The organism is Kribbella sp. NBC_01505, assembly GCF_045040285.1.
Lineage (GTDB): Bacteria > Actinomycetota > Actinomycetes > Propionibacteriales > Kribbellaceae > Kribbella.
The window spans coordinates 6,133,526-6,147,193 of the sequence record NZ_CP109425.1 but is presented as its reverse complement, the minus strand read 5'-3'; the positions used below and the strand labels follow the sequence as shown (position 1 = coordinate 6,147,193).

The following is a 13,668-nucleotide window of genomic DNA, read 5'->3' as shown; positions in this document are numbered from 1 at the left end:
TCGGCCTCCCCCGCCAACGACCCTTCCAGCCGGCCCGTACGCCCGGTACCACCCACGGGATGGTCGCCGGATCATCCCGTGGGCGGACGCGATCGGACCTTCGAAGCAATTCAGCCGGTTGCGCGCAGCGCGGCCTGGCGGGCGAGCAGGAACTCTCGCTCGACCTCGTTGTCGGCGAGGGCGAGGGCCTCCTCGTAGGCGAGCAGGGCATCGGCCGTGCGGCCGAGGCGGCGGAGGAAGTCGGCGCGGATGGCGCTCAGGTAGTGGTAGCTCGCGAGGGCTGGTTCGGCGGCCAACGGTTCCAGGGCTTGGAGGCCGGCGGCCGGTCCGTCGCGCATTCCGATGGCGACCGCGCGGTTCAGGTCGGCGACCGGCGAAGGCCAGGAGGCGCGCAGGACGTCGTACAGGGCGATGATGCCTGACCAGTCGGTCGCCTCCCACGAAGCAGACTCGGCATGTACGGCGGCCAACGCGGCCTCGACCGCATAACGCGAGGGGGAGGCGCGGGTGAGGGCGTCAGTCAGGGCAGCGATGCCCTCGTTGATGAGGTCTCGATCCCATCGACCGCGGTCCTGTTCGGAGAGCAGCAGCAACCGGCCGTCGGCGCCGATCCGGGTGGCCGATCGGGCCTCGACCAGCAGGAACAGCGCGAGAAGGGCGCTCACGTCGGCAGTCCCCGGCATGAGCAGTCGCAGGGTTCGAGTCAGGCCGATCGCGCAGTCGACCAGGTCCCGGCGTACCAGCTCTGTTCCTGACGGCGCGGTATGGCCGGTGGTGAAGATCAGGTGCAGTACTTCGAGGACCGCGACCAGCCGGTTGACCAGCTGATCCGGCGGCGGCACCCGATACGGGATCCCGGCCGCCGCGATCTTCTTCTTGGCGCGGGTGATCCTGGCCGCCATCGTCGACTCCTGGACCAGGAAGGCCCGCGCGACATCACTCGTCGACAGACCGCACACCAGCCGCAGCGTCAACGACACCTGCGCATCACGCGAGAGCGCCGGGTGGCAGCAGGTGAAGACCAGCCGGAGCAGATCGTCCTCGAGAATCTGCTCCGGCCCGGGAACCGCATCGTCAGGAACCAGCAGTGGCAGCGATCGCCGGCCGTGCGCCTCCCGCCGAAGGAAGTCCAGGGCCCGGTTCCGCGCGACCGTGGTCAGCCAGGCGCCGGGCCGATCCGGTACGCCGGACTCCGGCCAGGTGCGCAGCGCCTGGGCGAACGCGTCCTGGGTGAACTCCTCGGCGAGATCGAGGTCACGGGTCACCCGGGTGGTTGCCGCGAGCACCCTTCCCCACTCCTGCCGATGCGCCTCCGCCACCTCTTTCATCGTTGGTCAGCCGTGGTTGACGAGCGCGCGGATCTCGACGCCGCTGTGGCCGACATGGACCTCGCGCAGACCCGACGCCAGGGCGATCACCTGGTCGAGGTCCTCGGCCTGCAGCAGGTAGAAGCCGCCGAGCCCTTCCTTGGCCTCCAGGAACGGCCCATCGGTGATCGACACCTGACCGGGACCGCCGGTCCGCAGGCTGGTCGCCGTCTGCGGCGGCTCCAGCTGGCCGACGGCGAGGATCGCGTCCCCGGCCTTGCCGACGAACTCCCGGTGCGCCGTGTCGATCCGCGCACGCTCCTCCGGATCCATCGCGGCCCACTCGGCCTCGTCGCCGAAGATCAGTACCAGGTACTTCATCATCGTGGAGCTCCTTGTTTCCGGGTCACCGTTTGACCCTTCTACCTGTACGACGAAGTCGCCCCACGTCAGATCGACACTCGGGCCCGTTTTCTGGTCGAGATGATGCCGACGACCGTGATGGCGATCGCGATCACCGCGGTCGCGCCGATGTTCAGCCGCTGACCGGACTGGGTGACCATGTAGATGAGCAGGGCCGGAATGACGACGACCACTGCCCAGGTGAGATACGGGTAGCCCCACATCCGGACCGGCATCGGCGCACCGGAGTCCTCGAGTTTCGCGCGGAGGCGGAGCTGCGAGATCGCGATCACGAAGTACACGAGCAGTGCCACCGCGCCGGAGGTGGCCAGCAACACGCCGAAGACATCATCCGGGAAGAGGTAGTTGCTGATCACGGCCAGGAAGCCGACCGCCGTCGAGGCGAGCACGGCGACGCGCGGCACACCGCGGTTGGTGGTCTGGGTCACGACCGCGGGTGCCTGGCCGCGCTTGCCTAGCGAGAAGATCATCCGGGATGCGGTGTAGAGCGCGGAGTTCAGGCAGCTGGCGACAGCCACCAGGACGACGAGGTCGACGATCAGCTTGGCGCCGGGAACGCCGAGCGCCTCCAGCGCGACCTGGTACGAACCGTCCGCGGCCAGCCGAGGCTCGTTCCACGGCACGATCACGACCACCAGCAGGATCGATGCCAGGTAGAAGATGCCGATCCGCCAGATCACCGAGCGGGTGGCCTTGCCGATCTTCTCGTCGGGGTGGTCCGACTCGGCCGCGGCGATCGTGACGATCTCGGTCCCCATGAAGCTGAACATCGTCACCAGCACGGCCGCGGCGACCGCACCGAACCCGTTCGGCAGGAATCCCCCGGTGTCCCACAGATGCGCGACCCCACTGTGCGTCTCACCGAAGACGCCCAGGACAGCGAGCACCCCGACCACGATGAAGCCGACGATCGCGACGACCTTCAGCAGCGCGAACCAGAACTCGAACTCGCCGTAGTTCGCGACGCTGAACAGGTTCGTCACGGTCAGCGCCAGCGTCACCGCGAGCGCCCAGACCCACTTCGGTACGCCCGTCCAGCTCTCCAGGATCCCGGCCGCCGCGGTCGCCTCGACCGGGATCACCAGCACCCAGAACCACCAGTACAGCCACCCGACCGTGAATCCGGCCCACGGCCCGATCGCACGATCGGCGTACGTCGAGAACGAACCGGTGTCCGGATTCGCGGCCGCCATCTCGCCGAGCATCCGCATCACCAGTACGACGAGGGCCCCGGCGAACGCATACGCGATCAGAACGCCGGGGCCTGCCTTGCTGATCGCCGTACCGGACCCCACGAACAGGCCGGCACCGATCACCCCCGCGATGCTGACCATCGTCACATGCCGGCTCTTCAGCCCCGCCGAAAGTTCGTTGTCGGTACCAGCCATATGGCCGACTCTAAACTCAGTAGCCCGCGAAGACTTTACGGAGGGTGTCCAGGTCGATCGAACCGGTGATCTTCACCGAGTCCGGTGTGCGGTCCGCGGCGAGGCGTCCGGCGTACAGGCGGAGCCAGGCCTCGGTGGGCAGGGTCAGCGAACCATCAGGCTGGTCGGCGGGGTCCTCGTCGATGGTGACCGGGTCGGCCAGGCGCAGCGTGAACGCGGTCGCCGGGTCGGTGGTCGCGACAGCCAGTACGGCGGTTTGCCCGTTCAGCTCGGCCGGCTTGGTGATCCAGCTGAGGTTGCCGGTGTTCTGGAGCATCTCGGGAATCGCGGCCGCGTCGAGCGTCGCCTTCGGATCCAGGGCGCTGCGGACGTCCCACGAGTGGAACGTCACCTCGTTGAGCCGCATCCGGCCGATGGTTGCCACGTCGACCGGCTCGGGAAGCCAGCCCAGCTCGACGCGGAGGTCGACACGCTGCTCGGCGTTCAGCGACTCGTACAGCGCGACCAGCTTGTCGTTCCACTCGATGAAACCGTCAGCCTGCTCACGGCGGGAGGCCGCGTTCCAGCGCGCCCAAACAGTCTGGTTGCTCTGTTGTTCTTTCTCGGCGCCATCCGCCGGCGGCTTCCCGTCGAGCGCGAGCTGCAGCGTGTTGGTCATGATCTCGGCACCACTGCCCAGGTGGCTCAGCACCTGCGCGATATCCCACTCCGTCGCCGCCGACGGACCGGCCAGCGCATCGTCGTCGAACTTCTTCACCAGGTCCGCGAGCCGGTCGTACCCGGTCCGGATCGCGGCGATGACGGTATCGGCGTTACTCAAGAGCTGTACCTCCACAGGAGTGGTGCGATCAGTCGATTCAACACTCAATCACCTATCCGCCCCTGCTATTCCCGCACCGGGTCAGCCCGGGTCGACGAGTCCCCGGCGGACGGCTTCGGTGACGGCGGCCGCCCGGTTCGCCGCGCCGAGTTTGCGGTAGATGCGGATCAGGTGGGTCTTCACCGTCGCCTCGCTGAGCAGCAGGTCACCCGCGATCTCACGATTGCTGCGCCCTGTGGCGAGCAGCCGCAGTACGCCGATCTCGCGATCGCTCAGCTCGGCGGTCGGGGCGATCGCCTCGTCCACGAGCAGGCCGATCGCCTCCTGGGCGATACCGGTACCACCGTCGCCGGCCGTCCGGAGCGCGCGGAACAGCTCGTCCGGCGGCCCTGCTTTGAGGACATAACCACGAGCACCGGCCGCGAGCGCCAAGGCGATGTCGGTGCGCGTCCCATGGCTGGTCAGTACGACGACCCTCGTCTCCGGCGCGATCGCGGCGAGCCGGCGGGTGGCCTCCACCCCGTCGATCGCGCCCTTCTCCAGCCGCAGATCCATCAGGACGAGATCCGGGCGCAGGTCGAGCACCAGCTTGATCGCCTCCTCGCCGTCACCGGTCTCGTCGACAACGTCGAACCCGGGCTCGCCCTCGAGCAGCGCCCGCAGCCCGGCGCGGACGACCTTGTGGTCGTCGACGAGCAGGACCCTCATCCGGCCGGCACCTCGGCAGTCAGCGCCGTACCGCGGCCTGGGGTGCTGTTGAGCGTCAAGGTGCCATCCAGACCGCGTAAGCGTTCCCGCAGACCCGGCAAGCCATAGCCGCGGTCGACGTCGACGTCGGCCGCGGCGGTCAGGCCGGTCCCGTTGTCCCGGACCTCCAGCTGGACCGACGCGAGGCGCCAATCCAGCACGATGTGGATGCGATCGGCGTCCGCGTGGTCCCGGACGTTGGCCAAGGCACCCTGCGCGGTCCGCAGCAGGGCGGTCTCCACGTCGGGACCGATCGGCCGCGGTTCGCCCTTCACCTCGAGCTCGACCTCGGCCCCGTACCGCTGCTCCCGCCGGCACAACTCGGTCAACGCTGCCTCCAGGCTGCCGTCCGCCAGCTCCGCCGGCGTCAGATCGGCGATCATCCGCCGAGCCTGTACGACGTTGTCTCCCAGCGTGTCCGCGACATCCCGCACCCGCTGCCGGGCCTTGGCCGGATCCCCGTCCCAGTCCCGATCCGCCGCCTGCAGCAGCATCCGGCTGCCGGCCATCTCCTGGGTCAGCGTGTCGTGGATCTCGCGCGCCAGCCGGGCCCGCTCGGCCAGCGCACCAGCTTCGCGTTGCTGCTCGGCCAACTGATCGCGCGTGGCGGCGAGGTCGTCGAGCAGTTGCTGACGGCTACTGGTGTCACGCTGCTGGGCGGCATACAACGCGACCGTGGTCAGGATCGCGGCGACCGGCGGCAGGAAGAGCTCGAAGTCACCGGACTGACGGAACACCGCGAGCACCAACAGGAGGGTGAGGATGCCGACCGCAACAATCGCCGGCCTCGGCGGCAACGCCCGCAGGATCAAGCAGGCCAGCGGAATCGCCAGCCAGGCATAGACGGCCGCGTACGAGGTGGGCAGTGTCATTGCCACCAGCAACCAGACGGCGGCGATCGCCGTGATCACGACCGGTTGCCAGCGGCCGAGCCGCTGACCACCCCAGACCGTCAGTGCATAGCCGCCGGACAGCAGCACGCTCAGCCCCAGCACCCGGTAGCACAACGGGCTGTTGATGCTGAACAGCCGAATCACCGAACCGGCGACAATCAGCACGAACGCCACATGCATGGCGATCTCCAGCCGGGACACCGCGCTCCGGGACACGTCGGCTCCCCTCGTTCGAAGCATTCTGCTGGCCGAGTGTATCCGCGGTACCCAATCAGGATCCGTCAGCGACCGGGATGCAGACCGAGCCAGCCCGGGCTCGCCGGTCCGGTGACCTCACCGAAGTACAGGCTGAAGGTCTGCCGCCAGCGTTCGACCTCGGCGCGGTCGGCCATGAAGGCCGGGAACCCGTCCAGGTTGGCGTTCCGGTAGGTCCAGATCGGTCGCAGACCGGTGCCGGGAGCAACATCCGTCCGGACCGACCAGCCGTTGTAGGCGGCCTGCTGCCGCTCCTTGGTGAGCTGCCAGTTCAGGTAGAGCTTGGCGGCGGTCCGGTTCCGGCCCGCGGCGAAGATCGCGGCCCGCTGGCCCCAGGCCATGAACGGATCGCTGGCCGGCACCACCCAGCGCACTCGCCCGGTGCCACGCGGATCGCCGGAGCCGCCGACTCCGATCGCCTTCTGCGCCGCCGCGAGCGTCCGCGCGGGCGTGTCGCTCCCCCGGCCGAACGCGAGTTGCTGCTCGGCCAGCTGAGCGATCCACGACCAGCCGTAGGTCTCGGCGTACCGCTTGAACAGGAAGAGCGTCGCGTCGTCGTCGTTCGCGTACGCCGACGAGATGCGGCCACGCCAGCGCGGATCGGTCAGCTGCTTCGGCGTGCGGGGTGCATCCGCGCCGGCCGCGTCCGCGTCGTACGAGAAACTGAAGCCGTACACGGCGATCGCGGTCCAGGCAGCCTCGCTGTCCTTGAAACCGTTGTGGACGCTACCGAATCCGGCCGGCCGGTAGCGCAGCAGCCGTCCTTCGCGCTTCCAGCGGTCGAAGTTCTGCAGTGTCTGCAACTGCGCCACATCCGGCACCAGCGTCCCGGTGGCGAGCTGGTTGTCGATCCGTACGTCGTGAAACTTGCTGTAGTCGACGACCACGGTCAGGTCGATCTCGGGGAACCTCGCCCGGAAGGCCGCGGCCATGCCCGACTGCTGGTCCGATCTATCACCGCCCGCGTAAACGACCAGCTTGCCGGACTCAGCGACCGCCGCGCGGTACAGCTCGTCCAGCGACCGCGTCTCCTCGGCGACTCCGGCGGCCGAGGCCCTGGTCGCCGAACCGAGTACGGCAGCCGCTCCCAGACCTGCACCGGCTCCGAGAATGGTGCGCCGGCTGAGTCCTTGATCGTCCATGATGGCGGTCCTTTCTGGTGGAGTTCCCTGCTCAGATCCTGGCTTCCGCAGCCGTCGCACCGCCTCCACCGACCGGCCCATTCCGGGGCCGAACGGCTTCTTCCGCTTCAACCTTTCGGTTGAATCTCAGCCGCACCGAGGGCTTGCCGGGCTCTCTGCCGATCGGTACAGTCCGGTTTCTGTTAGGAAAGTTTCCTTATTGTTCCGCTGCTGTTCACCGAGCCCCGCCCCTTGGCCGGAAGGAGCGCGACGTGTCCCTGTTTCGCCGTACGACCGCCTCCGCAGTTGTTGTCGCGGTGTTGTCCTCGTCCGTGATGGCTGTTCCAGCGCGAGCCGCCACCTCATGGCCCGGTGGGCCCGCCGTCACTGTTGCCGACGGCAGCAATGTGTTCGGGAAGAACCTGAGCGGGCTCTCGTTCGAGAGCCCGGATGTGTTGTGGGCCGTGAAGAACGGGCCCGGATCGTTGTACCGGCTGGTGCGTGACGGCACCCGCTGGAAGCCGGACTCGGTCGGCGCTCGGTCCTTGAACTATCGCGACGGCAGTGGCGATCCGGATGCCGAAGGCGTGGTCCGGACGCCGGACGGCCTGCTGGTCGCGACCGAGCGCGACGGTGACGACGACGAGACCAGTTCGCTCAAGATCCTGCGGTTCGATCCGAAGTCGACGGCGAGATCTGTCAAGGCCACTGCCGAATGGGATCTCACCGACGACCTGCCCGAGGTGGACAGCAACAGCGGCCTCGAGGCGATCTCGTGGGTGCCGGACTCGTTCCTCACCGCGAAGGGCTTCCGCGACGAGCGCACGAAGGCCGCGTACAACCCGGCCTCGTACGCCAACCACGGCACCGGGCTGTACTTCGCCGGGCTCGAGGACAACGGGACGGTCTACGCGTACGCACTGAACCAGTCCGGCGGGACGTTCACCCGCGTCGCGACCTTCGCCGGTGGACTCGCGGCGATCATGGATCTCGAGTTCGAGCCGGAGAGCGGTCGGCTGTGGTCGACCTGCGACGACACCTGTCAGGGACGCAGCGCGGCACTGTCGATCGTCGGCGGCAAGTTCACCGTCTCCGCCACCTACAACCGACCGACGCAACTGCCCGACTACAACAACGAGGGCTTCGCGATCGGGACTTGTACGGCGGGACGCAAGGAGGTCGTCTGGGCCGACGACGGCAACGACGGCGGACACGTACTGCGCGCCGGGTCGTTGCCCTGCTCGGCTGCTGCGCCGACCGCGCGGGCGGACGACAGCTGGCAGAAGATCGCCGACGGAATGACGGCCGGTGTCAGCGGGATCGCCGTACTGGGCGACGACGACGTATTAGTTGTCCGGGACAACAAGAAGGTCGGCGAGAACAGGGCGGTGCGGCTCCGGTACGACGACGGCAAGGTGCGCAAGGTCGAGCCGATCGTCTGGCCTGGTGAGCTGCCGGTCGACCTGGAAGCGGTCGAGCCGGTGCCGGGTCGGTCCGGCGAGTACGTCGCTTTGGCCAGTGCAGGCAAGGGTTTCGTCTTCCAGTTGAAGGCTTTGCGGCTCAAGGTGCTCGCCACCTTCCAGGTTCCGCAGGGTCAACCGGATGACAACTACGAGAGCTTCGCACTCAAGGTCGTCCGGAACCGCCTGTACGCCGTCTGGGCCGACCGCGGCCAGGACGCCCGGTCGTCGACGATCTACTCGGCGCCGTTCGAGGTCGCCAGTACGTCGTTCGGGCAGGTGCGGTCGGTGCCGTTCCGCGTGCCGTATCCGACGACCGACGTACGGCATATCTCCGATCTCGAGATCACCGACGACAACCGCGTACTGGTCACCTCGGCGTCGGATCCGGGCGACGACGGGCCGTTCGATTCCGCGGTACATCTGGCCGGCAAGCTCGGCAAGGACGGCTCGATCGGGCTGGCCACCAAGGAGCTTGCCCGGTATCCCGGTCACAAGATCGAGGCGCTGACCTGTCTGTCGCGCTCATGCGACCGGGTGCTTTATGGAACCGATGACGAGGCCGCCGGCGGCGCCGTACGCATCGGGAATCTTTAACAACTTCTACGCAGGAGGCGATATGCGCGGTCTAGCCGTGGCAGTGGCGTTGACAGTTCTCGGCGGCGGTACGGCGGTTGCCGTGACGCAGACGGCACAGGGGCAGGAGGCGAAGAGACCCCGCGTCGCGAAGAACATCATCTACATCCAGGGTGATGGACTCGGTCCGGGGCAGCGCAACCTGATCCGGCTGGCCACCAAGGGCCGGCACGGCGAACTGGAGCTCGACAAGCTGCCGGTTGCCGGGATGGTGCGCACCTCATCGGTCGATCCGGACGAGGTCGTGACCGACTCCGCAGCCTCGGCCACCGCGCTGGCAACCGGGCACAAGACCAACAACGGCGTGATCGGCCTGGACGCGAAGGGCCGACCGGTCGAGACGATCCTGGAGCTGGCGAAGAAGGCGGGGAAGTCGACCGGCCTGGTCACCACGGCCACGGTGACCGGTGCGTCGCCGGCATCCTTCGCCGCGCATGTGCCGAGCCGCGACCTGCAGAACGACATCGCCCGGCAGTACATCGAGAAGGTCAGGCCCGACGTACTGCTCGGTGGCGGCGAAGACTGGTGGTACCCGAAGGGCAACCCCGGCCAGTGGCCCGACAAGCCTGGCGAGGAGAGCAACAGCCCGTACGGCAACCTGGTCGAGAAGGCACAACGCAGCGGCTACACCTACGTGCGCAACGCCGACGAACTGCGCACTACCCGCTCGAACCGCCTGCTCGGACTCTTCGCGAACGAGGACATGGTCGACTACGGACCGGACGGCAAGTACGCGCCGCGCGTGCCGCTCCAGCAGATGGCCCGCAAAGCCCTGGACGTCCTCTCCCAGAACCCCCGCGGCTTCTTCCTCTTCCTCGAAGAAGAAGGCACCGACGGCCTGTCCCACGACAACAACGCCGCCGGCGTGATCGACGCCGGCCGAGCCCTCGACAACACCGTCGCCGAGGTCATGCGCTTCGTCGCCAAGCACCCCGACACCCTCGTCATCATCAACGGCGACCACGAGACCGGCGGCCTGAGCATCGAGGACTACGACACCGACGAAGCCAAGACCGACCACCGCCAGCAAGGCCCCTTCCCCATTCCCGGCTCCAACCTCAAATTCGCCGTCGACTGGACCACCAACAGCCACACCAACGCCGACACTCCCCTCACCGCCTCCGGCCCAGGCTCAGAACGCCTAGCCCGAGTCCTGGACAACACCGACGTCTACGCCGCCATGCGAGCCGCCGCCCGCCTTTGACCCACTGCAACTTCCTGCAATCCCGAATACGAGCGACCGAAAGTCACCGCCCGGCGCACCCCCAAGGCCGCTGAGTTGAGGAGGTTCGGGCTGTTTCCACCGCTGACGTCCGAAGACCCGCAGTACCGTGGTCGGCGTGTTTTCGGACGTTGTGGTGCTGCGGGGCGGGTCCAGCTGATGCGGGGTGCGAGGTGGTGGGTGGCGGGTGCGGCCGGTGGCGAGGATGCCTGGTCAGTGACCCGTCGCGGTAGTGAAGTACTCGCCCGCGAAGCCCACCCCACACGACCGTCATTGTCAGCGCGGCCCTTTATGTAGCTCAGCCATAGCCCGTCAGCCGTAGACGACGCAGATCCAATGGCCGCCGGAGGCGGGCGAATCGCGCCTTTGTGGAACCAAATGTGCGCCCAGCGGCCGCAATGTTCCACAAAGGCAGCGACTGACTCCGCAGATGCAGATTTGCGGGGATCTACTGCCGCTCGGTGACAGTCGGTCCCCGTGGATCTCCGCTGGGCTGGGTCAAGAACCCCGCCTTCCCGAAGGTGCTCGTCCCATCCGACCGCTCGGATGCGGCCGGCGGCGTTCGGCGGTGGCTGGTCGCCGCTGCGGCGGTATTACTGAGGCGGGTGGCTCAGCAGGTGCCTGGCTGAGGGGGATGGCGAGACCGGCGACCAGGGTTTCGGTTGCTTGAGGTTCCGGGCTACGGCTGAGGTCGGCGGGTGACGGTAGTCGGTACGTTCCGGTTGCTATCCCCAAAAAAGGTACCGGCCAGCAAAGCGGGTGGTCGGTCTCGCATCGACAGTGGTGGCGTGAGACTAACGTCCGAAAACACGCCGACCAGGTACTGCAATCGTTCGGACGTTAGGCGGGTGAACTCGTGTTGACCCGGCACCACTAACTAACCGGCCTGCGGGGTACCTCCGCAGGTCCGGGAAGGCGTGGGCGCTGGCAGCACGTTGCAGGTGGGTGCAATCTGACAGCTTGCAGGCGGCCGTGGTGCTGCACAATGGGCGCTGTGGCGACTGACTTGGTGATTGAGGAACGGCCGGTTGACGATCCGGAGTTGGGGCGGTTGCTGGCTGCTGCTTTTGAGGAGCTGGTTGGTCGGTACGGCGCGGAGGGGCGGTCGGTGGTGAAGGACGGCGCTCGGTATCTCGTGGTGCTGGATGACGAGACTGTGGTTGGGTGCGGCGCTGTGCAGGCCTTCGAGGCGGGGGGCGAGCATGCGGGTGATGGTGAGCTGAAGCGGATGTTCGTCGTACCGGAGGCGCGGGGGCGTGGGCTTGCTCGGGTCCTGCTTACTTGCCTTGAGCATGTGGCTCGGGAGGCTGGGCATCCGGTGCTGCGGTTGTCGACCGGCGAGCTCCAGCCGGAGGCGATCGCGCTGTACGAGTCGAGCGGCTACCGGCGTACCGATCCTTGGGGCAAGTACGTCGATCAGCCGGCGACGTTCTGCTACGCGAAGTCCCTCTAGGGGGCGCGAGTCACAAAGCGAACCGTCTTCCTGTCTTGAAGGCAGAACCGGACGGTTCGCTTCGCGCCCTCAAGAGGAGAAGACCTTGAACTGGGACAACACAACACGCCTTGACACGCCGGATCTGGTTCCGTCGCGCTACGCGCTCAAGGTCGGCGACATCGATGTGCTGGTGATCAGCGACGGCGTGCTGCCGATCACCGCCACCACGATGGCCACGAACGCCAGCCCCGCGGAGCTGGCGACCTGGCTCGGTGAGATGTTCCTGCCGCCGGAGATTCTCGACTGGCCGTTGAACGTGGCCGTGGTGCGCAGTGGCGACCGGACCATCCTCATCGATTCCGGGCTGGGCTCAGAGTTCCCGGGGTTTCCGCGCGCCGGACAGTTGGCCATCCGGCTTGATGCCGCAGGCATCGACCCTGGATCCGTGACCGACGTGGTGCTCACCCACCTGCACATGGACCACATCGGCGGCCTGCTCGTCGACGGGTTGCGTGGGCGGCTGCGCTCAGACCTCCGGGTCCATCTGGCGTCCGCCGAGGCCGAGTTCTGGGAGGCGCCGGACTTCTCGCGGGTCGTCATGCCGGAACCGATCCCTGAGGTACTTCGGACGACGGCCTCGCGGTTCCTCGATCTGTACCGCGGCCAGTTGCGAGCGTTCGAGACGGAGTACGAGGTGGCTCCAGGCGTCGTCATCCGTCGGACCGGCGGTCACACTCCCGGCCACAGCATCGTGCGGCTGGAGTCGGGTGGTGAGCGGCTGACGTTCGCGGGCGACGCGGTCTTCCAGCCCGGGTTCGAGAATCCCGGTTGGTACAACGGATTCGAGCACGATCCCGAGGAGTCGGCCCGGGTCCGGATCCGCCTGCTGCAGGACCTGGCTGCCAGCGGCGACCAACTGATCGCCACTCACCTGCCGTTCCCCTCGGTCTGCCATGTCGCGGTCGCAGGCAACGCGTTCCGTTTCGTGCCGACCGTCTGGGACTACTGATGAAGAGGTTCTTGGCTGTCGCGCTCGCGGTGGTGGCGGTTGCCGGTGCGCTGGTCAGCGGGCCCGCGTCCGCTGTGCAGAGTTCGCCGCGACCACCGGCAGGCTTTCGTGAGCACAAGATCCAGGTCGGTAAGGTCGGGCTCAACTTCGTCGAGGGTGGTCGCGGGCCGACGCTGGTCTTGCTGCACGGGTATCCGCAGAGTTGGTACGAGTGGCACAAAGTGCTGCCGGAGTTGGCGAAGCACTATCACGTGATCGCGCCGGACCTCCGCGGCGCCGGCGGAAGCGATGCGCCGACCGGGGGCTACGACAAGATGACGATGGCGGGCGATATCCATGGCCTGCTGGTGAAACTCGGACGGGACCACGACATCCGGCTGGTCGGCCATGACATCGGAACGATGGTTTCCTACGCGTACGCCGCCCGGTATCCGAAGGACGTCACCAAACTCGTCCTCACCGAAGCCCCGATCCCGGACCAGAAGCTCTACGAGTCCCCCTCGCTCACCCCGCAAGGCCCGGGCTCGTGGAATCTCGGTTTCTTCAACGTCCGCAACGGCCTGCCTGAGCGGACGATCAAGGGTCGCGAAACCGAGTGGATCGACGGCTTCACCGACATGCTCGAGTACAACAAGGACGGCGTGACGCCCGCCGACGCAGCCGTCTACGGACGCTTCTTCCAGCGCCCCGGTCACCTGCAGGCGAGCTTCGAATGGTTCCGCGCCTTCAACCAGGACGTTGCCGACAACCAGGTCAACGGCCGAACCAAACTGACGATGCCGGTCCTGGCCCTGGGTGCTCAGTACAGCTGGGGTCCCTTCGTCCTCAACCAGGTCCGCGAATACGCCACCAACGTCACCGGCGGCGTCGTACAGGACTCGGGCCACTGGCTCTGGGAGGAAAAGCCCCAAGAGATGACCACCCGACTCCTCACCTTCCTCGCCAACTAACC

Annotated in this window: 12 protein-coding genes; 5 read left to right on the top strand and 7 right to left on the bottom strand. The window is 67.4% G+C overall.

The genetic code is table 11. The features are described from left to right. Positions 1–110 precede the first annotated feature (110 nt). The 7 genes from OG474_RS29030 to OG474_RS29000 form a co-directional block, all read right to left on the bottom strand. On the bottom strand, positions 111–1,328 hold the full coding sequence (locus OG474_RS29030; RefSeq protein WP_405056765.1) for an RNA polymerase sigma factor: 1,218 nt from the start codon (positions 1,326–1,328) through the stop codon (positions 111–113). Between the two features lie 6 nt (positions 1,329–1,334). After that, the gene (locus tag OG474_RS29025; RefSeq protein WP_405056764.1) at positions 1,335–1,691 is read right to left on the bottom strand and encodes a YciI family protein; all 357 of its coding nucleotides are present in this window, start codon (positions 1,689–1,691) and stop codon (positions 1,335–1,337) included. Between the two features lie 65 nt (positions 1,692–1,756). Beyond that, on the bottom strand, positions 1,757–3,118 hold the full coding sequence (locus OG474_RS29020) for an amino acid permease (RefSeq protein WP_405056763.1): 1,362 nt from the start codon (positions 3,116–3,118) through the stop codon (positions 1,757–1,759). Positions 3,119–3,134: 16 nt separating this feature from the next. Continuing rightward, a complete protein-coding gene (locus OG474_RS29015) occupies positions 3,135–3,938 on the bottom strand; it encodes a maleylpyruvate isomerase family mycothiol-dependent enzyme (protein ID WP_405056762.1) in 804 nt (267 codons plus the stop codon). A gap of 81 nt (positions 3,939–4,019) precedes the next feature. Further along, positions 4,020–4,646: a response regulator transcription factor gene (locus OG474_RS29010; protein WP_405056761.1), complete on the bottom strand. Its 627-nt coding sequence runs from the start codon at positions 4,644–4,646 to the stop codon at positions 4,020–4,022. Beyond that, positions 4,643–5,794 (bottom strand): histidine kinase, encoded by a 1,152-nt coding sequence (locus OG474_RS29005; RefSeq protein ID WP_405056760.1) that lies wholly within the window; start codon positions 5,792–5,794, stop codon positions 4,643–4,645. The genes OG474_RS29010 and OG474_RS29005 overlap by 4 nt, the downstream gene beginning before the upstream one ends. A gap of 65 nt (positions 5,795–5,859) precedes the next feature. Continuing rightward, complete coding sequence (locus tag OG474_RS29000) at positions 5,860–6,975, bottom strand: ABC transporter substrate-binding protein (RefSeq protein ID WP_405056759.1); 1,116 nt, start codon at positions 6,973–6,975, stop codon at positions 5,860–5,862. 251 nt (positions 6,976–7,226) lie between these two features. Between OG474_RS29000 and OG474_RS28995 the strand changes: the two genes are divergently transcribed. The 5 genes from OG474_RS28995 (at position 7,227) to OG474_RS28975 (ending at position 13,666) form a co-directional block, all read left to right on the top strand. Next, the gene (locus tag OG474_RS28995) at positions 7,227–9,011 is read left to right on the top strand and encodes a hypothetical protein (protein ID WP_405056758.1); all 1,785 of its coding nucleotides are present in this window, start codon (positions 7,227–7,229) and stop codon (positions 9,009–9,011) included. A 22-nt stretch (positions 9,012–9,033) separates the two neighbouring features. Next, on the top strand, positions 9,034–10,254 hold the full coding sequence (locus OG474_RS28990) for an alkaline phosphatase (RefSeq protein ID WP_405056757.1): 1,221 nt from the start codon (positions 9,034–9,036) through the stop codon (positions 10,252–10,254). Between the two features lie 1,012 nt (positions 10,255–11,266). Beyond that, on the top strand, positions 11,267–11,725 hold the full coding sequence (locus OG474_RS28985; RefSeq protein ID WP_405056756.1) for a GNAT family N-acetyltransferase: 459 nt from the start codon (positions 11,267–11,269) through the stop codon (positions 11,723–11,725). 85 nt (positions 11,726–11,810) lie between these two features. Continuing rightward, on the top strand, positions 11,811–12,716 hold the full coding sequence (locus OG474_RS28980; RefSeq protein WP_405056755.1) for an MBL fold metallo-hydrolase: 906 nt from the start codon (positions 11,811–11,813) through the stop codon (positions 12,714–12,716). Then, positions 12,716–13,666, top strand: coding sequence for an alpha/beta fold hydrolase (locus OG474_RS28975; RefSeq protein WP_405056754.1), 951 nt, complete (start codon positions 12,716–12,718; stop codon positions 13,664–13,666). The genes OG474_RS28980 and OG474_RS28975 overlap by 1 nt, the downstream gene beginning before the upstream one ends. Positions 13,667–13,668: the final 2 nt, after the last annotated feature.

Excerpts from the sequence above, each read along its gene's own strand:
- OG474_RS29020 (WP_405056763.1), bottom strand. The coding sequence starts at position 3,118 with ATGGCTGGTACCGACAACGAACTTTCGGCGGGGCTGAAGAGCCGGCAT.
- OG474_RS29030 (WP_405056765.1), bottom strand. The coding sequence starts at position 1,328 with ATGAAAGAGGTGGCGGAGGCGCATCGGCAGGAGTGGGGAAGGGTGCTC.
- OG474_RS29000 (WP_405056759.1), bottom strand. The coding sequence starts at position 6,975 with ATGGACGATCAAGGACTCAGCCGGCGCACCATTCTCGGAGCCGGTGCA.
- OG474_RS28975 (WP_405056754.1), top strand. The coding sequence starts at position 12,716 with ATGAAGAGGTTCTTGGCTGTCGCGCTCGCGGTGGTGGCGGTTGCCGGT.
- OG474_RS28990 (WP_405056757.1), top strand. The coding sequence starts at position 9,034 with ATGCGCGGTCTAGCCGTGGCAGTGGCGTTGACAGTTCTCGGCGGCGGT.
- OG474_RS29025 (WP_405056764.1), bottom strand. The coding sequence starts at position 1,691 with ATGATGAAGTACCTGGTACTGATCTTCGGCGACGAGGCCGAGTGGGCC.
- OG474_RS29010 (WP_405056761.1), bottom strand. The coding sequence starts at position 4,646 with ATGAGGGTCCTGCTCGTCGACGACCACAAGGTCGTCCGCGCCGGGCTG.